Annotated in this window: 21 protein-coding genes; 11 read left to right on the top strand and 10 right to left on the bottom strand. The window is 57.6% G+C overall.

What is annotated here, in order from left to right; all coding sequences use genetic code 11:
* Positions 1–58: 58 nt before the first annotated feature.
* A complete protein-coding gene (locus tag HF679_RS12260) occupies positions 59–1,249 on the bottom strand; it encodes an anaerobic sulfatase maturase (RefSeq protein ID WP_187042087.1) in 1,191 nt (396 codons plus the stop codon).
* A 416-nt stretch (positions 1,250–1,665) separates the two neighbouring features.
* Between HF679_RS12260 and HF679_RS12255 the strand changes: the two genes are divergently transcribed.
* The 3 genes from HF679_RS12255 (at position 1,666) to HF679_RS12245 (ending at position 4,773) form a co-directional block, all read left to right on the top strand.
* Entirely contained in the window at positions 1,666–2,349 is a 684-nt protein-coding gene (locus HF679_RS12255) for a helix-turn-helix transcriptional regulator (protein ID WP_154143509.1), read from the top strand.
* 119 nt (positions 2,350–2,468) lie between these two features.
* Complete coding sequence (locus HF679_RS12250; RefSeq protein WP_123755833.1) at positions 2,469–3,656, top strand: MFS transporter; 1,188 nt, start codon at positions 2,469–2,471, stop codon at positions 3,654–3,656.
* 1 nt (position 3,657) lies between these two features.
* Positions 3,658–4,773, top strand: coding sequence for a class II histone deacetylase (locus tag HF679_RS12245; protein ID WP_123755834.1), 1,116 nt, complete (start codon positions 3,658–3,660; stop codon positions 4,771–4,773).
* Positions 4,774–4,794: 21 nt separating this feature from the next.
* On the opposite strand, the gene HF679_RS12240 is transcribed toward HF679_RS12245, so the two are convergent.
* From HF679_RS12240 to HF679_RS12225, 4 genes are all read right to left on the bottom strand, one after another.
* Complete coding sequence (locus HF679_RS12240; protein WP_123755835.1) at positions 4,795–5,382, bottom strand: DUF3156 family protein; 588 nt, start codon at positions 5,380–5,382, stop codon at positions 4,795–4,797.
* The gene (locus HF679_RS12235) at positions 5,360–6,859 is read right to left on the bottom strand and encodes an APC family permease (RefSeq protein ID WP_123755836.1); all 1,500 of its coding nucleotides are present in this window, start codon (positions 6,857–6,859) and stop codon (positions 5,360–5,362) included. Before HF679_RS12235 ends, HF679_RS12240 begins: the two co-directional genes overlap by 23 nt.
* Positions 6,860–7,047: 188 nt before the next feature.
* A complete protein-coding gene (locus HF679_RS12230) occupies positions 7,048–7,413 on the bottom strand; it encodes a cupin domain-containing protein (protein ID WP_123755837.1) in 366 nt (121 codons plus the stop codon).
* Between the two features lie 13 nt (positions 7,414–7,426).
* A complete protein-coding gene (locus tag HF679_RS12225; RefSeq protein ID WP_123755838.1) occupies positions 7,427–8,728 on the bottom strand; it encodes an NAD(P)/FAD-dependent oxidoreductase in 1,302 nt (433 codons plus the stop codon).
* Positions 8,729–8,874: 146 nt separating this feature from the next.
* Between HF679_RS12225 and HF679_RS12220 the strand changes: the two genes are divergently transcribed.
* Complete coding sequence (locus HF679_RS12220) at positions 8,875–10,368, top strand: aldehyde dehydrogenase family protein (protein WP_187043013.1); 1,494 nt, start codon at positions 8,875–8,877, stop codon at positions 10,366–10,368.
* Between the two features lie 26 nt (positions 10,369–10,394).
* Here HF679_RS12220 and HF679_RS12215 read toward each other — a convergent pair whose 3' ends face one another.
* The 3 genes from HF679_RS12215 to HF679_RS12210 all read right to left on the bottom strand — a co-directional run bounded on the left by HF679_RS12215 (position 10,395) and on the right by HF679_RS12210 (position 13,016).
* Positions 10,395–11,516, bottom strand: coding sequence for a fimbrial protein (locus tag HF679_RS12215; protein ID WP_123755840.1), 1,122 nt, complete (start codon positions 11,514–11,516; stop codon positions 10,395–10,397).
* A 386-nt stretch (positions 11,517–11,902) separates the two neighbouring features.
* Positions 11,903–12,139, bottom strand: coding sequence for a fimbrial protein (locus tag HF679_RS25020; RefSeq protein WP_410003356.1), 237 nt, complete (start codon positions 12,137–12,139; stop codon positions 11,903–11,905).
* The gene (locus tag HF679_RS12210) at positions 12,117–13,016 is read right to left on the bottom strand and encodes a fimbrial protein (RefSeq protein WP_187043012.1); all 900 of its coding nucleotides are present in this window, start codon (positions 13,014–13,016) and stop codon (positions 12,117–12,119) included. The genes HF679_RS25020 and HF679_RS12210 overlap by 23 nt, the downstream gene beginning before the upstream one ends.
* A 654-nt stretch (positions 13,017–13,670) precedes the next feature.
* Between HF679_RS12210 and HF679_RS12205 the strand changes: the two genes are divergently transcribed.
* The 6 genes from HF679_RS12205 to HF679_RS12180 all read left to right on the top strand — a co-directional run bounded on the left by HF679_RS12205 (position 13,671) and on the right by HF679_RS12180 (position 22,116).
* Entirely contained in the window at positions 13,671–14,756 is a 1,086-nt protein-coding gene (locus tag HF679_RS12205; RefSeq protein ID WP_187043011.1) for a YncE family protein, read from the top strand.
* A 58-nt stretch (positions 14,757–14,814) separates the two neighbouring features.
* The gene (locus HF679_RS12200) at positions 14,815–17,013 is read left to right on the top strand and encodes a TonB-dependent receptor (protein ID WP_123755843.1); all 2,199 of its coding nucleotides are present in this window, start codon (positions 14,815–14,817) and stop codon (positions 17,011–17,013) included.
* A gap of 141 nt (positions 17,014–17,154) precedes the next feature.
* Complete coding sequence (gene pheP / locus HF679_RS12195) at positions 17,155–18,531, top strand: phenylalanine transporter (RefSeq protein WP_123755844.1); 1,377 nt, start codon at positions 17,155–17,157, stop codon at positions 18,529–18,531.
* A 187-nt stretch (positions 18,532–18,718) separates the two neighbouring features.
* Positions 18,719–19,924 carry an MFS transporter gene (locus tag HF679_RS12190; protein WP_187043051.1) on the top strand — a complete coding sequence of 402 codons (1,206 nt, stop codon included), beginning with the start codon at positions 18,719–18,721 and terminating at the stop codon, positions 19,922–19,924.
* A gap of 15 nt (positions 19,925–19,939) precedes the next feature.
* A complete protein-coding gene (locus HF679_RS12185) occupies positions 19,940–20,968 on the top strand; it encodes a sugar phosphate isomerase/epimerase family protein (RefSeq protein WP_123755846.1) in 1,029 nt (342 codons plus the stop codon).
* Positions 20,965–22,116, top strand: a complete 1,152-nt coding sequence (locus tag HF679_RS12180; RefSeq protein ID WP_187043010.1) for a Gfo/Idh/MocA family protein — start codon at positions 20,965–20,967, stop codon at positions 22,114–22,116. Before HF679_RS12185 ends, HF679_RS12180 begins: the two co-directional genes overlap by 4 nt.
* Before the next feature lie 38 nt (positions 22,117–22,154).
* On the opposite strand, the gene HF679_RS12175 is transcribed toward HF679_RS12180, so the two are convergent.
* Positions 22,155–22,571, bottom strand: coding sequence for an Exc2 family lipoprotein (locus HF679_RS12175; protein WP_123755848.1), 417 nt, complete (start codon positions 22,569–22,571; stop codon positions 22,155–22,157).
* Positions 22,572–22,823: 252 nt separating this feature from the next.
* Here HF679_RS12175 and HF679_RS12170 point away from each other — a divergent pair, with 252 nt between their 5' ends.
* Positions 22,824–23,804 (top strand): LacI family DNA-binding transcriptional regulator, encoded by a 981-nt coding sequence (locus HF679_RS12170; protein WP_123755849.1) that lies wholly within the window; start codon positions 22,824–22,826, stop codon positions 23,802–23,804.
* Positions 23,805–23,807: 3 nt separating this feature from the next.
* On the opposite strand, the gene HF679_RS12165 is transcribed toward HF679_RS12170, so the two are convergent.
* Positions 23,808–25,052, bottom strand: coding sequence for a mechanosensitive ion channel family protein (locus HF679_RS12165; protein WP_123755850.1), 1,245 nt, complete (start codon positions 25,050–25,052; stop codon positions 23,808–23,810).
* Positions 25,053–25,075 lie beyond the last annotated feature (23 nt).

The raw sequence follows: 25,075 nt of genomic DNA, 5'->3' as shown, positions 1-25,075 counted from the left end.
CTGGCTCGGAAGGTGGCGCACCCGCTAAGCAGACGGCGCGACACGGGAGTGGTATCGGTTAGCCAGCAGGCTGCTGGCTGTCGACAAAGGCGGCTCGCCAGGCCCGCAGGCCGTTCATGTCCCGGGAATACGGGCGCAACGGGGCGAGGATTGCGTTAAAAAAGCGGAAGTAGCCGGCACACAGCCGGTTGTAACCGGCGTCGTTGAGATGGGCGGGACAGCCGCCCTGGCAGACCATATTCACCGGGCAGCTCTGACACTCCCGGCGGCGGCTTTTTTCGCGCCCGAAGGGCAGGTGCGTGGCGCTATCGACCGCCTGGGCCAGCGTCTGTTCGCTGAGCGCGCCGAGGTGATGACGGTCGTTAATCAGATGGTCGCAGGCGTACAGCTGGCCGTCTGGCTCCATCACCAGATTGCTGCCGCAGCGGGCCGCGTGGACGCAGGTGGCGCTGGTATGGGTGAAGTATTGCCCCCACGCCTGTTCGATATTCATCACGAACACCCGCCCCATATCGCAGCGTTTGCGCCACTGATGCCAGACCGCCACCATAAAGCGTCCCCAGTTGTCGGCGCTCAGCTGGTAGCCCTGCTGCAGGGCGTCGCCTTCGCTCATCAGCGGCTGAAATTGCAGATAGCGAGCGCCCAGGCTGACAACGTGGTCGTAAATGGCGGCCGCATGGCGGGTCATCGCGTCATGTACCACCACCAGTAAATTGAATTCCACCTGATGCTGATGCAGCAGGGCGATGCCGCGCAGCGCCGCCGGATAGCTGGCCTGGCCGCGCTTATCCGGGCGGTGCTGGTTTTGCAGCGCTTCGCTACCTTCGAGACTGACGCCAATCGTAAAGCGATGCTCATGAAACAGGCGGCACCACGCATCGTTGATTAGCGTCGCGTTGGTTTGCAGGCTGTTGCTGATCGTCACTCCCGGCGGGGCATACTGCTGCTGTAGCGCCAGCGCTTTTTTATAAAAGCTCAGGCCGGCCAGCAGCGGCTCGCCGCCTTGCCAGACAAAATTGATCTCCCGTGCGCTGGGGGGCTGGGCGGCAATATAGCGGCGAATAAACGACGCCAGCATTGCATCGTCCATTTTTTGCACCGGGGTGTCGCCCTGCGGGTAGTAACAGTAGCGACAGGCGAGATTGCAGGCCGGGCCAATCGGCTTGATCAGAATATGAAAGGGCACCGTTGCCCGGGGTTCAATGGCCAGCGGAATTTGCTGCTGGCGTAGCGCGGCGATATTCAGCATCAATGGCTCCGTATTTATTTTTCCGGCGAACGCTATTATTTGGGCAGCACAAAGCTGCGCTTCCGGGAATGGTTAAGCAGCGGATAAGAAAATATTTATTAGGTATAGAGTAGCGCTTAAAAAAATCACTCGTTCTAAAGGACGAGTTACTGATAAAAAAACGGCGGGAGCAAAACCCTGACGCGGCGAGCGGCCATTAGGTTAATAACTTTTGTTTATGTTTTAATGTAATGTCGATAACAACACGGTATGTGGATTATTAACTCTTTAATTAACAGTGTGTTGAATAATTTTTTGCAACCCATATCACACTGTTAATATGTTAATGATTGTGTTACTTAAATGTGAAATGTATGCTTCATCTATCTGGTCTTCATCCGCGTTTAACGCACTTTCACCTCGACGGGAGGGGAATCATGTCTGCTTTATTAAAAGCCAGTCGTAATGATGCGATAATTGCCCGTTGTTTACAGACTATTTCACAGTTAATTCCACTGTCATCGGCGGTTTTTTATCGGGTTAATCAGCGTTTAACACCCGAAGACTATATTTTGCATAATATTTCGGCCAATACGCATCAACAATATCTGGAATGTTTTCAGCCGCTGGACCCGCTGCTGCCATCCCGCTTTAGCCACCAGGCGATTACCATGGCGGCGATGACGCCGGGGGTGTGCGACCGCCACCGTCACTATTATCACGAGTTTATGCTGCCGAATAACGTCCGCGACATGACGGAAGTCTTTATCCGCCGCGACCGACGCATAATTGCCGGTATCTCCTTAATGCGCGACGCGCCGTTCTCCAGCGAAGAGCGCCTGCGCGCCCAGGCGGTACTGCCGCTGGTGGAGCTGGCTATTCACGACTGTCTCGAGCAGGAAGATGACCTGCCAATGATGCTGACCGCCAAAGAGCGTGAAGTGGTCGGTATGGTGCGCGAAGGGGCCAGTAATAAGCTGATCGCCCGCCAGATGGATATTTCGCTCTCCACCGTGAAAACCCACTTACGCAATATTTTCGCCAAGACCGACGTGGTCAATCGTACCGAGCTCGTTTCCCGAACCTGGATGCCATCCGCTCAGCGCACGCTGCATCTGTAATCTGACTCATCGCATCCCGCGCGCCGCCGTCAATGGCGGTATTTTCCTGATGCCAGACGGTATCACTCCCTGGGCTATTGTCCGGGGGGCGGTTTTTTTTGACTGGAGCACGCATCACGATGTCGAGTACACCCGTTACTGAAAACAGCTTATCCCGGCCGACCGGCCTGGTATTTACCGCTCGCCTGCTGTGCGCCATCGTGATTTTTGCCGCGATTGCGCCGGGGATCCTGATGACCGCTCCGGCGGTGGCCGCGCAGTTAGCCAGCGAGTGGCGACTGTCCCCCGGGCACATCGGCTATCTGTTCTCGGCTGAGCTGGGAGCGATGAGCCTGGCGACCCTCCCGGCATGGTGGTGGATGAGCCGCCTCAACTGGCGCCGCGTGGCGCTGGCGGCCGGAGTGGTGTTTTTGCTGGCGAACCTGGCCTCGGCGGCGGCAAGCCACTATGAAACGCTGCTGCTGGCCCGCTTTATCGCTTCGCTGGCCGGCGGCACGCTGATGATCCTGTGCATCAGTTGCGCGGCGGGCACCGCCAATCCTTCGCGGGTGTATGCCTTCTGGGTGCTGGGCCAGCTGCTGCTGGGAATGGTGGGACTGTTGATCCTCCCCGGTCTGTTTGCCAGTTTCGGTCTGAAGGTGGTGTATCTGATCCTCGCCGCCATCATGCTCTGCTGCCTGCCGCTGGTAGCGGCATTTCCACCGCGCTTTCAGCCGATGTCGGCATCCCGCCGGCAGCCCGCCGTCGCGCCGCTGCGTAAGCTTCTCGCGGTGCTGGCGGTCCTGACCTTTTATATCAGCCTCAGCGCGGTATGGACCTTTATCGGCACCATCGGGAGCGCGGCAGGCCTGACGGCGTCGCAGATTGGCCTGGTCCTGGCGGTGGCGACGGTGTTCGGCATTCTTGGCGCCGGCGGCGCGGCCTTACGCGGCACGCAGCGCCCGGACCGCATGGCGGTCTGGCTGGGCTACGGACTGCTGATCCTCAGCATTGTTCTGCTTATCAGCCACCCGCTGCTGCTGCGCTTCGCGCTGGCGGCGGTGCTGTTCAAATTCACCTGGACCTTTGTCCTGCCGTTTATTCTCGCCCGCGTCGCCGGGCTGGATAACAGCGGCCGCTTGATGAACAGCATCAATCTGGTGATTGGCGGCGGTATGGCCGCCGGTCCGGCGCTGGCCGGGACGCTGCTGCAACATTTTTCCAGCGCCGACGCGCTGCTGGCTGCGGCAGGCGGCTGCGCCTTGCTCTCGGCAGGATTGATTCTGGCGGCTTCGCCCGCCGGAAAGCGTGATCTAACAGGAGGATAGAGTGAAAAGAAAAACCGGTTTCTTCTTTGATGAGCGTTGTTTCTGGCACAGCACCGGCCTGCATGCGGTGACCTTACCGGTCGGGGGCTGGGTACAGCCGCCGGCAGGGGGAGGCCATGCCGAGTCGCCGGAGACTAAGCGGCGAATGAAAAACCTGATGGATGTTTCGGGTCTGACCGCCCAGCTGCAGCTGTACAGCGCGGCGGCCGCGAGCGAGGAGGATCTGCAGCGCATTCATCCGGCCCATTATCTTGAGCGCTTTAAGGCGATCAGCGATAACGGCGGCGGCATGCTGGGGAAAGAGGCACCGCTGGGGCCGGGCAGCTACGAGATAGCCGCGCTGTCTGCCGGGCTGGCCAGCGCCGCGGTAGAGGCGGTATTACGCGGTGAACTGGATAACGCTTACGCGCTGTCGCGGCCGCCGGGACACCACTGCCTGCCTGACCAGTCGATGGGCTTCTGTTTCCTCGCCAATATTCCCATTGCCGTGGAGCGGGCGAAGGCGTTGCATGGCCTGGGCAAAGTGGCGATCCTCGACTGGGATGTGCACCACGGCAACGGGACGCAGCATATCTATCTGCAACGCGACGATGTCCTGACTATTTCGCTGCACCAGGACGGTTGCTTCCCGCCAGGCTATGCCGGGGAAGACGACTGCGGCACCGGCGCGGGCGAAGGCTATAACATCAATATTCCGCTGATGGCCGGCGCAGGAGACGACAGCTGGCGCTATGCGCTGGAGACCATCGTGATCCCGGCGCTGACCCGCTTTGAACCGGAGCTGATTATCGTGGCCTGCGGCTACGATGCGAACGCCATGGACCCGCTGGCGCGGATGCAGCTGCACAGCGACAGCTTCCGCGCGATGACTGAACAGGTACAGGCGGCGGCGGATCGGCTGTGCGACGGTAAGCTGGTGATGGTGCATGAAGGGGGCTACGCCGAATCCTACGTGCCGTTCTGCGGGCTGGCGGTGATGGAAGCGTTGAGCGGCGTGAGAACCGCGGTGGAGGATCCGCTGCTGGAATTTATTCAACAGCAGCAACCGCGTGAAGCATTTAGCGCTTTTCAGCGCCAGGCGCTTGATACCCTGGCGCGTCAGTTTGGCCTGAACTAACGGCCCCACGCTTCTCCGCAATCAGCGCGGAGAAGCGTTCTCCTGCGAACGCTCTTCTGTTGTTAGCGTCTCCTGCATCCACTGATTGACCGCCTGATGCATCATGCTCATGACGCTCAACAGCAGCATGCGCTGCTGCTTTTCGAGGCGCAGATAGCGGCGCAGCGGCGGCATTTTGCAGACCACTTCACTGGCGGCCCACGGCTCAATGCAGCAGCGCCAGCGCTGGTCGTCGAGGGTAAAGGTAAAGCGGCGATAGTCCAGTTCGCTGAGCGTTTGCTGCAAGCGGGGAAAACCGTTGAGATAGCGGGCGAGTTCAGCGGCGGTTTTACTGCCGCGAAAGGTGACCGGCTGGCGTTTCAGCCAGCCGGATTGATGGGCGCGGATCTTCCCCTGAGCGGGCCGGGAGACCGGCCCCTCAACGACAAATTCGCAACTGTGAATGCTCGCCATAAACAGCCGTTTCTGGCGAACGCTGACGGTGACATCGGTGCTGGCGTTAAGGTGCAGTACCGCGCTGCGCTCGCTGAGCTTTTCGCCTGGCCAGCCGGCGAGATCGCGCTGGACTGCATTCATTAACGGCGTGCTAAATGAGGGGACGGAGGACATCGGGCGTCATCTCCCCATGGTTTTGTTTCTCATAGTTGCCGATGGCGCGTTCCACCACCTCTTCGACGGGCACCGGGCGGAATGGGTTAACCCGCTGAACGCACACCGTCCAGAACAGCGCGTAGGCGGCGGTCAGCCCGAGCATGATGCCGAACGGCACCAGCACGTCGCGGCTGTCCATGCCCGGCGGGGTGATGTTGATGATGGCGATAATAATCCCGACGCTGGAGATAATCTGCGGCAGCGGAAACCACGGTGAGCGATAGGCCCGCGGCAGGTCCGGGCGGCGGATACGCAGCAGCACCACCGACAGGGTCACCAGCAGATAGGCCACGCCCCAGGCGCAAACGGCGGCGAGGATCAGCGGAACGATCCGGTCGATATCGCCGTTCAGGTACCAGGCGTGCAGGCAAGGGATCGCCACGCCGATGGCAATGGCGATGACCGGCGTCTTAAAGCGCGGGTGCAGCCAGGTGAGGAAGCGGGGCAGGGCGCCGTCCAGCGCCATCCCGTAGATAATGCGCGGCACGGCGGCCATCAGGGTGTTGATGGTCGCGCAGCCCGCCAGCAGCAGCCCGACGCCGAGCCAGTACTGGCCCGCATGGCCCATCACCCGCTCGGCAAAGGCCGGGATCGCCATCGGCGTATCCAGCAGATGGACGTTGGTCGCCGCATCCAGCACCACGTTTTCGACCTGGCGGTTAATGGCCGCGCCGTAGATAAACATGCAGCTGGCGACGCCGAACAGACCGAGCGCCATGGCGCGCGGAATGGTGCGGTGGGCCTGTTTAATTTCCGGGGCCATCGGCGTGACCAGTTCGCAGCCGACGAACATAAACATCGCCATGCCGATATAGCCGAACAGCCCGGAGAGGTCGCTGACGTTCAGCGGCGTTCCGAACCAGCCGGAAAGGTGGGTCACCGGCGCCATAAAAATACCGCACAGGCCGAAGATGGTCAGGGTGCTCCACATCCCGAAGGTCAGCACCACTTCCACCTTGCCGAAGATCTCCACGCCAATGGCGTTCAGCAGGCCGAACACCACCACCATCCCGACGCCCACCATCCAGGTGTTCTGGTGCACCGCCATCTGGCTGCTGATGGATTCGAAGTTCACCAGCGCCATCACCCCGGCGAGAATGGTTTCTGCGGTTCCGGCAAAAATATGGACGATCAGATAGGCGCACAGCGCGCCGGTGATCGCAAAAAAACGCCCCATCCCACAGGCGATATAGTCATACACCGAACCGGTGGTGGGGATCAGCGTGGCCGCCTCGGCAAAGGTGGTGACCTGTGCCTGCATCATGATAAACGCCAGCAGCACCGCCAGGGCAAAGGTGTCGCCGCCCATGCCAAAACCGCTGGTCACGGTGAGGATCACCGGGCTGGCCATAATCAGCCCGACGGAGCTGGCGAGGGTAGTGGGAAAGCCGACGACGCCGCGTTCGAGATGGCTGGCGAGTCTTTTACTGAACATAGTCAACCTCTGCACAAAATAGGGAAGGGCAGGGAGTGGCGCAAAGCAAGCACCATTCCGGATAGTCATAATTTAGGTTGGCATCCGGCTCAATGAATATCGTCCTGAAGGTGGAGAACGGCGGTTGATTCTGTGATGTAGAGCAGATGCTACTCCCCGCCGCCGTGCGCCGGGGAGTAGCGGGGGCATTAGCGGCTTTCGACGTTGGCCAGGTAGTGCTTAACGAAGCGCGGCGTCAGGATTTTCCACTCCACTTCAGTGCCCTGTTTGACAAACCAGCTGTCGCCCGCCACGAAGCGCTGTGGCTGGCCGCCGGCGACGGTCAGCTCCACTTCGCCTTCGAGGACGGTGGCGTGTTCGGTAAACGGATAGGTCATGGTAAAGCTCCCCTGGGTGGAGGAAAACAGACCGCAGGTAAAGGGGTCCTGCGGTTCACCGTAAATCATGGCGCCCGCTACCTGCGGATCGCCGGCGGTCGGCGTCGCGCCCAGCAGGCTGACGCTGCCGATAGGCTGCAGTTCGGGAACGGGTTGATCGAGTTTAAATGCGTGCATGATGTTCTCCTGGTTAACTCCGGCCTTTCCAGTAACCGGCGGTTTGATGCATCAGTTTTCCGGCGGTGACCAGCAGCGTGCGCAGGCTGTCACGACCGTGGATTGTCGCGTGGGGAATGCTGCTCATCAGGCGGTAGCGATCGGAACCGCCATTGATGCCCTCGGCGAGAATTTTGCACACGATGTGCGAGGGGGTAACGCCGAAGCCGGAGTAACCCTGAACGTAGAAGACGTTATTGTGCTCGCGCAGGGTGCCGATCTGCGGGAACAGGTTGGCGCTGCAGGCCATCGGGCCGCCCCAGGCGAAGTCGATTTTGACATCCTTCAGATAGGGGAAGACCTCCGCCAGCAGGGTGCGGTTCCAGGCGGCGAAATCGTTGGGCGTATACTCAAGATAACGGGTGGCGCTGCCAAACAGCAGGCGGTTTTCCCGGGTAATGCGGTAGTAGTTGATCACCGGGCGAATATCGCTGAAGGCGCCGCGCAGCGGGCTGATGCGTTCAATCAGCGCATCGGACAGCGGCTCGGTCGACACCTGATAGGAGTAGGTCACCAGGGTCTTGTTGTAAATCTCCGGCTCCATATTGTTGAGGAAGCTGTCGCAGGCCCACAGCAGTTTGGCGGCCTTGACGCTGCCCATCGCCGTGCGGACGCGGACCGTTTTACCGTAATCCACCTCAACCACCGGCGAGGATTCGAAAATCTTCACCCCCAGCGAGTGCGCCGCCTGCGCCGACCCCAGCAGCATATTCAGCGAGTGGATCTGCCCGCCGCCCATGTGCTTGAGCGCGCCGCAGTACACGTCGGAGCCGACTACCTGCTGCACGTCGCTGCCGGTATAGAGGGCGATATCTTCATCCGGGGTGGCGGCCTTGAACTCTTTCTCCCACTGGCGCAGCGTCTTCAGCTGACGCTGGTTGTAGGCCAGATAGCCGTAGCCGGGGACGAAGTCGGCGTCGATATTGTATTTTTGAATGCGCTCGCGAATGATCCCCGCGCCAAGGTTAGAGATTTTAAACAGCGTCTCCAGCCCCTCTTTCCCCACATGTTTTTTTACTGCTTCAATGTCGTGACCAATACCGGCCATCACCTGGCCGCCGTTGCGCCCGGTGCCGCCGTAGCCTAAATGGCGGGCTTCCAGCACCACCACGTTGGTGATGCCCTGTTCCGCCAGCTCCAGCGCGGTGTTGATCCCGGAAAAACCGCCGCCAATGATCACCACGTCGGCTTCGATATCGTCCTGCAGCGCCGGAAAATGCAGCTGGTATTTTTTGGTGGCGCCATAGTAGTTCAGCGCATCGATTTTGATATTCATAGCGTTACCCTGTCTCGCCTGGCTAAGGCACCCATCACAGCATGGCGGCGGGGGGCTGAATATCGTCCGAAAGAATGACGTACTTTAGAACGATAGGCTGCGCGAACCGGATGTGGTGGGATGGGGAACATTTTCTGAAACCACGGATGCCACCGATGAGCGACGTAACCTTGCTTGCTGAAGTAACCGCGTTTTTACGCCAACCCCACGGCCAGTTTATTGCCGGGGAAGCCTTGCCGGGCAACGGACCGACGCTGACGGTCGTCAATCCCGCCACCGGTAAAGCGATAGCGAACGTGACATCCGCGAATGCGGATCAGGCGGCCCAGGCGATGGCGAGCGCCAGCCAGGCGTTTGCCGTCTGGCGTGAGATGCCGGCGCTACAGCGCGGCACGCTGCTGCTGAAACTGGCGGACCAGCTGGCAGCGCATCGTGAGGAGCTGGCGCAACTGGAGAGCCTGTGCTCCGGGAAAACCATCTCCCTGGCGCGGATGCTCGAGCTGGATCAATCGGTGGCGTTCCTGCGCTACTTTGCCGGCTGGGCCGGGAAAGTCACCGGGGAAACCCTGGATGTGTCGCTTCCGTCGATGGCCGGCGAGAAGTACACGGCGTTTACCCGTCGCCAGCCGCTGGGCGTGGTGGTGGGGATCGTGCCGTGGAATTTTTCGATCATGATCGCTATCTGGAAGCTGGCGGCGGCGCTGGTGTGCGGCTGCACCATCGTGCTGAAGCCGAGCGAATATACGCCGCTGACCCTGCTGCGGGTGGCGGAGCTGGCCAAAGCGGCAGGGATCCCCGATGGCGTGATCAACGTGGTTAACGGCGCCGGGGGGGATATCGCCCAGCGGCTGATTACCCACCCGGCCTGTGCGAAGGTCAGTTTTACCGGTTCGGTGGTCACCGGCGGGAAGGTCCAGCAGTCGGCGACCGGGGCCGGGAAACGCGTCACTCTGGAGCTGGGGGGTAAAAATGCCGCCTTGTTCCTCGACGATCTCACCCCCGAAGCGATGGCCGACGGCATTATCGAAGCGGGCTATCTCAACCAGGGGCAAATCTGCGCCGCCGCCGAGCGGTTTTATCTGCCGGAAGGCAAGCTGGATGCGGTTCTTGAGCTACTGAAACAGCGACTTTCAGCGCTGCGTCCCGGCTCGCCGCTGGACGAGCAAACGCCAATGGGGCCGCTGGCCAACCGGCAGCAGTTTGAGAAAGTCCTGCAGCTGATTGAGACGGCGCGGCAAGAGGGCGACACCATCGTCTGCGGCGGCGAAGCGCTGCCCGGCGAGGGCTATTTTGTCCTGCCGACGGCGGTGAAGGTGCGTAGCGAAAACAGCACCCTGATGCAGGAAGAGACGTTCGGCCCGGTGTGTAGTTTTATCGGTTACCAGAGCGAAGCGGATGCGCTGTCCCGCATCAACGCCTCGCCGTTTGGCCTCGCCGCCAGCGTCTGGTCGGATAATATCCGCAAGGCGCTGCGCTACTCTGAGGCGATTAACGCCGGGATCGTCTGGGTGAACATGCACACCTTTCTCGACCCGGCGGTGCCGTTCGGCGGCATGAAAGGGTCGGGCACAGGGCGTGAATTCGGTAGCGCGTTTATCGATGATTACACCGAACTGAAATCGGTGATGGTGCGCTACTAATGTGCGGCTGACCTGTTACCGGAGTGTCAGTAATAGTTAACCGTAAACGTGACGCGCCCATCCGCCTTCCCTGAACTAAATGCCGATGATGTCTTAACATAACGCGCAACAAGTGGGTAGGTTATTGTACTGTCGCCCGTTTTAGGCAAATTAACGACAGACGGGCGGTTAAAAGCAAAAGGTTCAGGGGATGGTGTACCGGGCGTACCATGAGCAATCTGTATACCAACACCTCTGGCCGATTCATCGGATGGCGTAATATTAATCACGCCATTTTCTGCATCAAAAATACCGTTCACAGGCGCAAGGCTGATGCTGATCTGGTTATTGGTTGTGGGGGGAATATCACCCGTGGCTAAATTGACCCGACTATAAGCCGAGTGATAGCCCGAAAAAACAGGGCAATCGGTCAGTCTAATCGATGCGTCCACCCACGGTGTGCCATCGGCGGCGGAGAACACTGACGCGCTATGTGTCCCCAGAGGAACTTTGACATCCGGCGTCGTGCAGGTTCTGGCTGAGACATTGATTGAGCCCGATAACTGATAACGTCTGGCGATGATCGGGAAGTTTCCAGCCATATTCGACCCTGCTTCATAGTATTTCACCATGCTCGGGAACGAGGAAGAATCAATGGTGTAATTTCCGGGAGGAGTATTACCTATTTTCATTAATGAAATATCAAAGATGCTGGACATGCCAAAATAAAATGCTTGATTTTCGGTGGTGGTAATTAGATTCTCAAACGCCATCACGGGGGATTCTTTTGTCACGGCTTTTCCGGCATACCACACGGCAATACCAACGCCGGGAATATTGGTTTCATATATTTGGCCGCCGAATGGCGACCCGGACCAGGAAGATAAAGGGAAATTGACTGACTCTAAACCTAACATCCATTTAACACTGCCGCTCTCAGGGGTCGGTGAACTACATTTCAGATGTAATTCAATCGGAGCGGAAATGGTACCGCCATATAACACGGTGCCTAATGGCATGTCGGGTCCGATGGTTATATTATTTGCAATGATGCTTAACGTTTCTTTTTTTTCAGGAATATCCTGCTGACATTGCACTATTGCGTTAGCCCATGGCGAGCACAGCATAGACAATGACAATAAATATTTAATGTGAAAATTAAAACGCATAAAAACTTTATCTCCAGGCTGAATTTTTTGTATTTGATTGCGTTATCTTCAGGTGTTGCGTCATGATGTTTTGGGCAATTTTATAGCTTAATGAATATTATTTTGCGTATGTTAGTGGCTAGAGAGAGAAAATGAAATTGAAGTTTTGTTTTTTATTCTTAATAAATCTTTGGTTAATAGTGAATCCACTATTGGAGGGCGGTTGGTTTTTGTTATTAATCGTATTTTTTTGAATGTTTTTTTACTTCAGACTGGCGCTGGCAGGGGGCGAAGCATGCGATAAATTATGGCAGATGTCTCAGCAGCAGCTCCCGTCAGGTGGTTTGTATCAAAAGTAGTAAAGCAAACAATCAAAAGCTGATCTTTGGCGGTAATTAAACGCTCAGCTATTTATATGCAATGGTAAAAGTGACTTTTCCGTCAGCCTTTCCTGGCCTGAGGCGTTCATTCGTTTGAATATAGCGGGCTGCCAGCGGAAACGTCATGGTGCTACCCGCGCTGGATATATCTTGCTGGTAAGGATTACCAAATGTTACCAGCCGGGATTCCGCGCTAGCCACTGACCCCATTCCTATTTGAATGCCCACGCCGCTGGCTGAATTATCGCCCTCCGCGACGGACATAATGCCGCTGTTGCTGTCGATGGCCGCGGACTGGGGGGGAGAGACTAACGGTATATTTATTTTTGTAGACCGGTTCGCTCAGACTAGCGGTTCCGCCATTATCCAGATTATGGCCTGCGCGATAACCGTAAAAATTGTCGCACCCCGTCATCCGGATGCTGGTATCTTGCCACTCAGTACCCGAGCCCTTTCCGCGAAAATCTCCCACGCTCCAGGTACCCATCTCTACGGCGACATCCGGCGTGGTGCAGCTGGGGGGGGGCACGGTAATACTGCCGGTAAATGGCATTGCCATTGTCGTGACCATGAAACCATCCTGACCGAACAGTTCCGAATAAACGGGAAGTGAGGCTCCGATGATAGTTCCCGGGGTAATCGGCCCGGTTTTGATTAAATACATAATTGATGCGGCATTTACTATGCTGTCACCGTTCCAGATACAATTACTAGAGTTAACACATACTGCTGCTGCGTGCGGAACATCATAAACGGTGTAACCGCTATTTAAAGCAAACCCCACGCCGGGCATGGATGTCTTAAAAACTACCGAGCCGACAGGGACGGGGGGGTTAAAGTCTTCGGCTTTGCCCAGAGTGCCAGCCGATGTTGCCATTTTCTGTAAGGTATAAAACTGGCCCTGCTCAGTACATTTTATGGCTACCTGAATCGGACGGTTGAATACCCCTCGATAAAGTATGGTACCTAGCGGCATATCGGCTGGTGCAGATACTGTGGCATTCAACGCTACAGTACCGATTATCGGTGAAGCTGGTACGGAAAGGTCTGAACGCTGCACCATTTCGCACGAAGCATAGACATTTCCCCCTGCCAGGCAGGCCGTCAGTCCCAGCAAAATTTTGATTCCAGTATTTATCACAGCACAACTCCCTTGTCCGTTGGTGGTTCTTCACCACCTGCTGCGGGGCAGAAACTGCCGCTCTGTTATCCGCGCATTACTACAACTACAGCAGTCTTATATTGGCGTTGAACGTTAACAGCTGTGCCAGAGAAATAAACTGAAATTAACTTTAATTGTATTAACCTGGTGTCGACTCTGCCCGGAGTAAGGTGATGAGCGGTACAATGCAGGTGAGTTTATTTTATCTTTGGTCTTCTTAACTTTTCTTGGGATTGTTTATTTTATTTGAGTTTATGCGGGAAGCATATCTACTTCGCTTTGCCAGATTCCTTATATCACAGGCGTTGGGCTGCGCCTCTGAATAGCGCTAAACCGGCAGTCGACCCCGCGGTAATCTGGCGACAAAACTATCGACATATCATGATGTAAATTAAAAATATTATCGTTTTTACCTCTTAATCAGGGTGATTGCACTTGCCTGAGAGTCGATAATGCGTATAGTTCTCATTCTTCTTTTTGTTTGCAGGCTAGGCATGGACTGACCTGCGCCAGTGACTTGCTCACAGGGAAACAGCGAAGGCACAGGGTGGAGCTCACTCTCGTCAGGCCGGAAAATCATAATATCGGCGCGGAGCTACCACTGGCTCATTGATTTTGTTAAGGATCTCCACAATGAAATACACCATACCGGTATTAGCTCTGGCGATTTCTGCTGTCTTAAGCGGCTGCGCTGCTAACCGCTCCGCCCCTGTCACCCCGCCTGCGGTAGAGAAAACCACCACCACCACCGCCGCACAGCCGCTGAAGCGCGAGCTGGCGGAGGGGCTGTACGAAATGGCGCTCAGCCCGAAGGGCGATGCCCTGTACGTTGCCAGCGCGGAAGGGTTTAAAGATGTGCAGGGCGGGGCGGTGTACAAGCTCGACCCGAAAACCCTGAAGACGATCGGCCTGAGCTACACCGACCTGAAAAACTTTGCGGTACAGATAACGCCAGACGGCAGCACGCTGTTCGTGACGAACTCGCTGGATGGCGGCATCAGCGCCATCGACACCGCTACCGGTAAAGTGAAAAAACGCCTGCTGTTCAGCGAGCGCAATGACAAAGACCTGCCGTACGGCGCGCGCCAGATCCTGCTGCTGGATAACACCCTGTATGCCGGCGCCGTTGCCGATCCGGCGCAAATCTGGGTGGTGGATGCCACCACGCTGAAGCTGAAAACGCGGATTAAAAACACCGGCAAATGGATGACGGGTCTGCACTATTCTGCGCAAACCGGACGTCTGTATGCCGCCAACGGCAGCGGTGAAATTCTGGTGATCAACCCGCGCACTAACCGCATTGAGCAGCGCTGGAAACCGCTCGGCGATAAGCCCGCGTTGTTGCTGAACCTTGCCGAAGACAGCAAGACCGGCCGCCTGTTCGTCACCGACAACTCGAAAGCCAAAACCACCCTGGTGCTGGACATTCATAGCGGCAAGGTGATTAAGCAACTGGACGTGGGCGACTCGCTGGCGGTGCAGTTCAACCCCGTACGCAATGAGATTTATATCTCCCAGCGCGAATCCGGCAAGGTTATCAGCCTCGACGGCACCAGTTATGCCCTGAAGCACAGCTGGGCGATCCCGGCGAACCCGAACAGCCTGCTGCTCTCCGCCGACGGCCAGACGCTGTTTGTCACCGTCAAACAGCCGTTTAACAAAGATCATTCGACCAAAGGCCCGGACAGCGTTGTCCGTATCGACCTGAACGCGAAATAAGAAATTCGGGCCCGGCAGCGGGCCCTTTGTTTTACTTTCCTCACCGATGGGACACATTATGCATACCTCTCACTATCCGGCTTTCCCGCTACGGAAAACGCTGCTGGCGTTAACCATTGGCGCGATCGCCCATTCCGCCACGGCGGCGGAAAACGACGCCGAGCGCAAGAAAACAGAAGAAACGATGGTTGTCCAGGCGGTTCCCGACAGTGATTTTAAATCTGGCGGCGATCTGGCGGTGCCGGCTTATCTCGACGGACAGGTAGCGAACGGCGGTCGTCTTGGGATGCTGGGTGAACAAAACGCGATGGACGTCCCGTTTAGCATCATCGGGTATACCTCTAAGCTGATTCAGGACCAGCAGGCGCACACCATTACCGACGTGGTGAGTAACGATGCCGGGGTCCAGCCGGTACAGGGCTATGGTAACTACGCTGAAACCTACCGTATTCGCGGCCTCAAATTCGATGGCGATGATATGACCCTCAGCGGGCTGGCTGGCGTGGTACCGCGTCAGGTGGTGGATACCGCCATGCTTGAGCGGGTAGAAATTTTTAAGGGGGCGAACTCTCTGCTTAACGGCGCCGCCAGTTCAGGCGTTGGGGGGATGATTAACCTCGAGCCTAAGCGGGCGGAAGATACCCCGACGGCTCACGTCGGTGTGGATTACACCTCTGATTCTCAGGTTGGTGGTTCGCTGGATTTAGGGCGCCGCTTTGGTGACGATAACCAGTTTGGCGCACGGGTAAACCTGGTGCATCGCGAAGGTGAGGCGGCGGTCGAGAATGACAAGCGCAGAACCACCCTGGCCTCTATTGGCCTCGATTATCGCGGCGAACGTCTACGGAGCTCTTTTGATTTTGGTTATCAGAAGAAAACGTTCCATGGCGGTCCGATGGGAATCAACATTTCTGCTGTCGATTTTATCCCGCGCCTCCCGGGTAATACCCATAACTACACGCAAGACTGGGCCTACAGCGATATCGAAAATGAGTTTGGTATGCTGAGAGTGGAGTACGACATTGTCGATAGATGGACGGCCTATGCGTCGCTGGGCGCTCAGCATGCCCATGAGATTGGTTTATACAGCGCGTCTAAGTTGATCGATCGCGAGGGTAACGCCACCGCGGGACGCCTGGATACCAACCGCTACATTGATACCGCCAGCGGTATGGCCGGAATACGCGGGGAGTTTGCTACCGGTTTTGTCTCGCACAAAGTGAACGTCGGCTATTCGGCGAAAACCCAGAACGATAAAACGGCATGGCGGATGTCTAAAGCTGCGGATAACCCGCAGGTAAATATCTACGATACCCAGCAGGTTGCCCCTCCCGCGAACTCATCTTTCGGCGGTGACTATTACGATCCGCTCACCAGCGGTCGTACCCGTTCGCAGGGCTGGTTGCTGAGCGATACGCTGGGCGTGCTGGACGATACGCTCCTGTTTACCGTTGGCGCACGTCATCAAAAAGTGGTGGTGCGTAACTACGACAAAACCACCGGTTTGCAAAGCGATGCGTATGACGACAGCCGCTGGATGCCAACCTATGGGGTGGTCTACAAGCCGTGGGAGGTTATCTCTTTATACGCTAACCATACCGAAGCGCTGCAGCCGGGAAGTAATGCTCCGACCTCCGCGACCAACTATGGTGAAAGTATCGGCATCATTCACTCCAAACAGAATGAAGTCGGGGTGAAGGCTGATTTTGGCCGCATTGGCGGCTCGCTGGCGCTGTTTGAGATTAAAATGCCCTCAGCATTCCTTGATAGCCAGAAACACTATGGCCTTAACGGCGAGCAGCGTAACCGCGGCGTTGAATTTAACGTCTTCGGCGAACCGATGTATGGCCTGCGCCTGAATGCCAGCGCCACCTGGCTGGAAGCCGAGCTGTCGAAAACCAAAGATGGCATCAACGATGGTAAAACCGCGATTGGCGTACCGGGATTCTATGCGGTGCTGGGCGCAGAGTACGACATCAAGCCCATCGATGGCCTGACCGCAACAGCCCGCCTCAACCATTCCGGATCGCAGTACGCCGATCAGGCGAACACCAAGAAGATCGATAGCTTCACCACCCTCGATCTCGGCGTGCGCTATCGCCTGGCGCTGAACGAGAATCAGAACCAGATGACGGTGCGTGCGGGCGTGGATAACGTGACGGATGAGAACTACTGGTCCGGCGCGGATGACAGCGGAACCTATCTGTTCCGTGGCGAACCACGGACGTTCAAAGTGTCGGTAGGCTACGACTTCTAAGTCACTATGCAGGAGCGGGCAGGTCTGCTCGCTCCTCGCTATCGAGTCATCCACGAACGAAGCCAGCGCATCTGTAACTTGAAGTAGGGCCAGCAGAAGTGTAAAAAGGTGCCCCTTCATAAAAACTAACAGGTGACCGACGTGAAAGACGCGTCAACGCAGCCAGATACCGCAGCAGATAGCGGTCCGGCGCTTCATCGCGGTTTACAGAACCGACATATTCAGTTAATTGCTCTGGGCGGTGCCATCGGTACCGGTTTGTTCCTTGGGATTGGTCCGGCGATTCAAATGGCCGGTCCGGCGGTGTTAATTGGCTATGCGGTCGCCGGGATCGTAGCGTTTTTGATCATGCGCCAGCTTGGCGAAATGGTGGTGGAAGAGCCGGTATCCGGATCCTTCGCCCACTTTGCCTATAAATACTGGGGCCCGTTTGCCGGTTTCCTCTCCGGCTGGAACTACTGGGTGATGTTTGTGCTGGTGGGCATGGCGGAGCTGACCGCCGCCGGCATCTATATGCAGTACTGGCTTCCCGATGTCCCCACCTGGGTCTGGGCCGCGGCCTTCTTCGTGATTATCAACGCCGTTAACCTCGTGAACGTCCGCCTGTACGGCGAGGCGGAGTTTTGGTTTGCGTTGATCAAAGTGCTGGCGATTATCGGCATGATCGGTTTTGGCCTGTGGATGCTGTTTGGCGGCCACGGCGGCAGTAAAGCCGGCTTTGATAATCTGTGGCGTCATGGCGGTTTCTTTGCCACCGGCTGGCATGGCCTGGTGATGTCGCTGGCGGTGATTATGTTCTCCTTCGGCGGCCTGGAGCTGATCGGTATTACCGCGGCGGAAGCGCAGAATCCGGAAAAGAGCATTCCGAAGGCGGTCAACCAGGTGGTGTACCGTATTCTGCTGTTTTATATCGGTTCGCTGGTGGTCCTGCTGGCGCTCTACCCGTGGGTAGAGATCAAATCCGACAGCAGCCCGTTTGTGATGATTTTCCACAATCTTGACAGTAACGTGGTGGCTTCTGCACTGAACTTCGTCATCCTGGTGGCATCGCTGTCGGTCTATAACAGCGGCGTTTACTCCAACAGCCGGATGCTGTTCGGCCTGTCGGTTCAGGGCAACGCGCCGAAGTTTCTCGCTCGCGTCAGCAAGCGCGGCGTGCCGGTCAATTCGCTGATCCTCTCCGGGGTGATCACCTCGCTGGTGGTGCTGCTGAACTACCTGCTGCCGCAAAAAGCGCTGGGTCTGCTGATGGCGCTGGTGGTGGCGACGCTGCTGCTGAACTGGATCATGATCTGCATGGCGCACCTGAAATTCCGCGCCGCGCAGCGACGTAAAGGCCGCGAGTCGAAGTTCAAAGCGCTGCTGGCGCCGGGTGGCAACTATCTGTGCATTGCTTTCCTGGCATTGATCCTGGTGCTGATGTGCACCATCGACGGCATGCGCCTGTCGGCCATTCTGCTGCCGGTCTGGATCCTGTTCCTGTTTGTGGTCTTCAAACTGCTGCGCCGTCCGGCGTAATATCTCTTGCCCCGGCATCCGTCGGGGCACTCTGCTTATTATTGTGATCGTCTTCGCGCTTAACGCATATCGCTAAGGATCTTCTTTTTGTAATCGATTACTTTCTATTTCGAGATGTTTTGTAATCGATTACTTTTTTGAGGGTGTGAACATGGTATCCACAAGTGAAGGTCGTGAAAGTGCCTGCGTGCAGCACCGGTTTCTGGTGCCGCGTTTGTCGTTAATGATGTTTATGCAGTTCTTTATCTGGGGAAGCTGGTCGGTGACCCTGGGGCTGGTGATGACCCGCTACGATATGGCGTTGCTGATTGGCGATGCGTTTTCTGCCGGGCCGATTGCCTCGATCCTGTCGCCGTTTGTGCTGGGGATGCTGGTCGACCGCTTCTTTGCTTCGCAGAAGGTGATGGCGGTGATGCACCTGGCGGGCGCGGTGATCCTGTGGTTCGTCCCGCAGGCGCTGGTGGCGCAGAATGGCGCGCTGCTGATCGGCCTGCTGTTTGGCTATACGCTGTGCTATATGCCGACGCTGGCGCTGACCAACAATATCGCCTTCCACAGCCTGAGCAACGTCGATAAGACCTTCCCGGTGGTGCGCGTCTTCGGCACCATCGGCTGGATCGTTGCCGGGATCTGTATCGGGGTCACCGGGATTTCTGACACCACCACTATCTTTAATCTGGCGGCGCTGTGCTCGGTGGTGCTGGCGGTCTATAGCCTGACGCTGCCGCATACCCCAGCACCGGCCAAAGGCATCCCGGTGAAATTTCGCGATCTGTTGTGCGCCGATGCTTTCGCGCTGCTGAAGACGCGCCACTTCTTTATCTTCTCGCTCTGCGCCACGCTGATCTCTATTCCGCTGGGGACCTACTACGCCTATACCGCCTCTTATCTGGCGGATGCGGGCGTGGCGGACGTCAGCACTGCGATGTCGTTTGGTCAGATGTCGGAAATCGCCTTTATGCTGGTGATCCCGCTGCTGTTCCGCCGTCTGGGAGTGAAGTACATGCTGCTGGTCGGGATGGCGGCGTGGTTTGTCCGTTACGCCTTCTTTGCTCTCGGCGTGAGTGAAGAGGGGCGCTTCCTGCTCTATCTCGGCATCCTGCTGCACGGCGTGTGCTATGACTTCTTCTTTGTCGTCGGCTTTATCTATACCGACCGCGTGGCGGGGGACAAGGTCAAAGGCCAGGCGCAAAGCATGATCGTCATGTTTACCTACGGCATCGGCATGCTGCTGGGCTCGCAAATTTCCGGCGCGCTGTATAACCAGCTGGTGGCCGGGCAGACCGTGCCGCAGGCGTGGGTCACCTTCTGGTGGATCCCGGCGGTGGCGGCTGCAGTTATTGCACTGATTTTCCTTTTCTCTTTCCAGTACAACGAGAAAGAGCAGCACTGATTTTAAGGAGGTGGTATGAAAACGATCAAGGGACCGGGGATTTTTCTGGCACAGTTTATCGGGCCGCAGGCGCCGTTTAACACCCTGGACGGGATCGCGGCCTGGGCCGCCGGGTTGGGTTATCAGGCGCTGCAGATCCCGTGTAATCATCCGGCGATTTTTGATGTCGAGCAGGCGGCGGCGAGCCAGATCTACTGCGATGATATTCGCGGGCGGCTGGCGGAGCATGGCCTGACCATCAGCGAGCTGTCCACGCATCTTGAAGGGCAGCTGGTGGCGGTCCATCCGGCCTATGACGCGGCGTTTGACGCATTCGCACCGGCGGCGCTGCGCGGTCAGCCGCAGGCGCGGCAGCAGTGGGCGGTGGAGAAGGTGCGCCAGGCGGCTATCGCCTCGGGGCGCTTAGGTCTGCAGGCCCACGCGACCTTCTCCGGCGCGCTGGCGTGGCCGCAGTTTTATCCCTGGCCGCCGCACAACCCGACGCTGATTGATGAGGCCTTTGATGAACTGGCGCGCCGCTGGCGGCCGCTGCTCGATAGCTTCGATGAGCAGGGGGTCGATCTGTGCTACGAGATCCATCCCGGCGAGGACCTGCACGACGGCGTAACCTTTGAGCGCTTCCTGCAGCGGGTGGATAACCATCCGCGCTGCAATATGCTCTACGATCCCAGCCATTTACACCTGCAGCAGATGGACTATCTGGCCTACATCGACATCTATCATGAGCGGATCAAAGCCTTCCACGTCAAAGATGCTGAATTCCGCCGCGACGGGCGCAGTGGGGTTTACGGCGGCTACCAGAACTGGCTGCAGCGGGCCGGGCGCTTCCGCTCGCCGGGCGACGGGCAGATTGATTTCAAAGGTATTTTCAGCAAGCTCACCGAGTACGATTTCGACGGCTGGGCGGTGCTGGAGTGGGAATGCTGTCTGAAGGATGCTGAAGCCGGGGCGCGTGAGGGCAGCGAGTTTATCCGCCGCCACATCATTCCGGTCTCCGGGCGGGCGTTTGATGATTTTGCCAACGGCAAGGAGGCGCAAGGATGATTCAGGTCGGCATTATTGGCACCGGGTTTATTGGCCCGGCACATATCGAGGCGCTGCGCCGGGTGGGGGATATCGAGGTCGTGGCGCTGTGTGACAGCGACCTGTCTCAGGCGCAGCACAAAGCGCGGCAGCTGAATGTCGCTCATGCTTACGGGCAGGTTGAGGCGCTGCTGGCGCATCCGGGATTGCAGGTGGTGCATAACTGTACGCCGAATCATCTGCACGCGGAGATTAACCGTCAGGTGCTGCGCGCCGGGCTGCATCTGTTCTCGGAAAAGCCGCTGTGTATGCTGCCGGAGGAGGCGCGTGAGCTGGTGTCGCTGGCGGAAAGCGCCGGCGTGGTGCACGGCGTGAGCTTTGTCTACCGCCAGTTTGCCATGGTCCAGCAGGCCGCCAGCATGGTGCGCGAAGGGCAGGTCGGGCGGCTGTTTTCAGCGCACGGCAGCTATTTGCAGGACTGGATGCTGTGGCAAACCGACTACAACTGGCGGGTGGAATCGGCGCTGGGCGGTGCCTCACGGGCGGTGGCGGATATCGGCTCCCACTGGTGCGACACGGTACAGTTCATGACCGGGAAACGCATCACCGAGGTGATGGCGGATCTCTCCATCGTCTGGCCGACGCGCCAGGCGGCGGTTTCGGGCGAAGCAACCTTCAGCCAGCCGGGAGACGATCGGCAGCATGAAGCGCGGCAGGTGGATACCGAAGATATGGGGTCGGTGCTGTTTCGCTTTGAGGACGGCAGCAAAGGCTGCTTTACCGTATCGCAGGTCAGCGCAGGGCGAAAGAACCGCCTGGCGGTGGAGTTAAACGGCAGCCAGTGCTCGCTGGCGTGGGATCAGGAGGTTCCGCAACGCTTGTGGATTGGGCAGCGCGCGCAGCCAAACCAGTTGCTCAGCGACGATCCCGGACTGATGCAGCGCGATGTCGCCGCCAGCGCCCATTTTCCCGGCGGCCATATCGAGGGCTGGCCGGATGCCTTTAAAAATATGATGCTGAGCTTTTATCAGGCGGTGCGTGCCGGGAAGATGCCGGAGGCAGAGCAGCGGCGATTCGCCTCGTTCTATGAGGGGGCGGATGTGATGTACATCATTGACGCCATTCTGCAAAGTCACCAGCAGCAGCGCTGGGTTCGCGTCGCGCGATAGCAGGCAAACGTTGCGCCACCGGGGTGGCGCAGTGGGCGTTATTTCACCCCGAGATAACCATCCAGATAGGCGCCGGAAAGTTCGTTGCCGAACAGCACGGCGTCTTTATTTTCCATCTGATGTTCCCATTTATCGCTGCTGTTGCCGTTAAAGGCGTGCTGCGTCTGGCTCCCCTTGGCGATTTGCTGCTTGATCGCCTCGGCGTTGCTGCGGGCCGCGCTTTCGCTGACGCCGCTGCTCCGATCCTTCTGACCGCGCTGATACGCCTCGGTGAAGGTCGGGAGATTGAGACGATAGTTCTCCTGGCGGTTCACGGCGTAATTGCCGCCGACAAAATCGGAACGGTGGGCAACGAAATAGTAGGCGTGACGCTCTGGTGACGATTTAGACGAGGTACAGCCGGTGAGCGCAATGAGTGAACAGCCGATAGCGAGAAGCGTAATTTTAATCTTCATGGTGGCATCATCCTTAACGTAGTTATTATGTCAGGCCAGGCGGTAAAACAGCACCGTCCCGGCGCTCAGGTTTACGACGCTATCATCGCGCTGACCGCGCCCGGAAAATAGCCCCGATTATTTGTTGTTTTCCCCGTAACGGCTGGCGACAGGTCGCGGTGAACATCGCGATTTCTCCCGCCACGCCTCCATCGACGGCGTATTTATGATAGCCTTCGCACAATAACTTTTATCGCAGGAAATGCAGCCGTTATGTCAATTCAGAAGATTGCTCGCCTGGCGGGGGTGTCGGTGGCCACCGTCTCACGGGTGCTGAATAACAGTGATACCGTGAAACCGAAGAACCGTGAACGCGTGCTGCAGGCGATAAAAGAGAGCAATTATCAGCCGAACCTGCTGGCGCGCCAGCTGCGCACGGCGCGTAGCTACATGATTCTGGTGATGGTGTCGAATATCGCCAACCCTTTCTGCGCGGAAGTGGTGAAGGGGATTGAAGAAGAAGCGGAAAAGCACGGCTACCGCATTCTGCTGTGTAATTCGGGTTCCGATCTGGCGCGCTCCACTTCGGGGCTGAGGCTGCTGTCGGGCAAAGTGGTTGACGGTATTATTACCATGAATGCCCTTGCCAGTCTGCCGGAGCTGACGATGATGATCGGCGAGGCGCCGTGGGTGCAGTGCGCTGAATACGCCGATAGCGGCACGATTTCCTGCGTCGGCATCAACGACATTGATGCGGCGCAAGGGGCGGTCTCACGCCTGGCGGAGAGCGGGCGCCAGCGCATCGCCCTGATCAACCACGATCTGAGCTATCGCTATGCTCGCCTGCGCGAGCGCGGGTACAAAAACGTCCTGCATGTCCGGGGAATGGGCTATCAACAGGTGGCCTATGCCAGCGATCTCAGCGCCGCCGCGGGTAAAGCCGCCATGGAGACGCTGCTGGCTGCGAAAGAGTTGCCGGATGCGGTGTTTGCGGTGGCAGATTCGCTGGCGGCGGGGGCGTTACGCGCGATAGCCCAGGCCGGGCTGCGGGTGCCGGACGATATTGCCGTGATGGGCTTTGATGGCACTGAACTGGCGGAGATGGTCTCGCCGCAGCTGACCACCGTTGAACAGCCGTCCCGCGAGATTGGCCGCGAGGCGGTGACGCTGCTGCTGAAGAAAATCGATAATCCTGATGCCGCTGCCGAGCGGGTGATGATGGACTGGCGCGTCATTGACCGCGCCAGTACCTGATCGTTAGCTTCTGCCCACCGCCACTAACGAGCGGATATCGTTGCCGGTCGGCGACTGGTGGATCCGCAGGCCAAACTCGTCAACCACGGCGAAGATGTGGTCGAAAATATCGGCCTGAATTTCCTCATACTCGGCCCACACAACCGTACTGGTGAAACAGTAAATTTCGATCGGCAGGCCGTCGGCGTCCGGCGCCAGCTGGCGAACCATCATCGTCATATCTTTGCGCAGCCGCGGGTGATTGCGGAGATATTCCTGCAAATAGGCGCGAAAAGTACCGATATTGGTCATCTTACGCAGATTCAGCACCGAACTATCGGCGGCGTGCTGCTGATTCCACTCGCTGATTTCCTGATGGCGAGAATCCATGTAGGGCTTAAGCAGTTTTGCCTGAATTAAGCGCTGCTGCTCCTGTTCATCAAGGAAATGGATGCTGGTGGTATCGATATTCAGGCTGCGCTTAATGCGCCGACCGCCCGAGGCGGACATGCCGCTCCAGTTTTTAAAAGAGTCTGAAACCATCGACCAGGTAGGGATGGTGGTAATGGTGTTATCCCAGTTACGCACCTTCACGGTGGTCAGGCCAATATCAATTACCGCGCCGTCGGCACCGTATTTCGGCATCTCCAGCCAGTCGCCGAGTTTCAGCATGTCGTTGGCGGAGAGCTGAATCCCGGCTACCAGGCCGAGGATCGGGTCTTTAAAGACCAGCATCAGTACCGCGGCCATGGCGCCCAGGCCACTGATCAGAATCGCCGGCGACTGACCAATCAGCAGCGAAATCACCAGAATGCCGATGATGATGGCGCTGACCAGCTTAATCCCCTGGAAGATCCCTTTGAGCGGAAGCTGCGAAGCGGTGGCGAACTTCTGCGATAGATTGAACACCACATCGAGCAGTGAAAAGAAAGAGAGCAGGGCATAGATCATCACCCACAGCTGGGCGGCGGTGGTGACGATATCGGCAGCTTCACTGCCTTTTTGTAGCCACAGTACCGCCTGAACGTTGACGATAATCCCTTGCAGGGTAAAGGCGAGGCGGTGAAACAGTTTGTTCTGAGTGATGATTTGCAGCCACAAATGGCTACTGGCCCGCGCGCGTTTTTCGAAGGCGCGCAGCACCACTTTGTGCAGAATGAAATGAACGACGATCGCCGTCAGTAAAATAATGCCGAAGATAATGACGAGTGAAGTAGTTGCGGTGATTTTGATGCCTAATGCGGCAATTTGCGATATTAATTCCTGCATAACGTCTCCTGTACATCCAGCAG

Origin of the sequence: Enterobacter sp. JUb54, assembly GCF_014298075.1 — a bacterium.
Lineage (GTDB): Bacteria > Pseudomonadota > Gammaproteobacteria > Enterobacterales > Enterobacteriaceae > Klebsiella > Klebsiella lignicola.
Note: the sequence above shows the minus strand (reverse complement) of the source record. Positions and strands in the feature narration are given on the sequence as shown.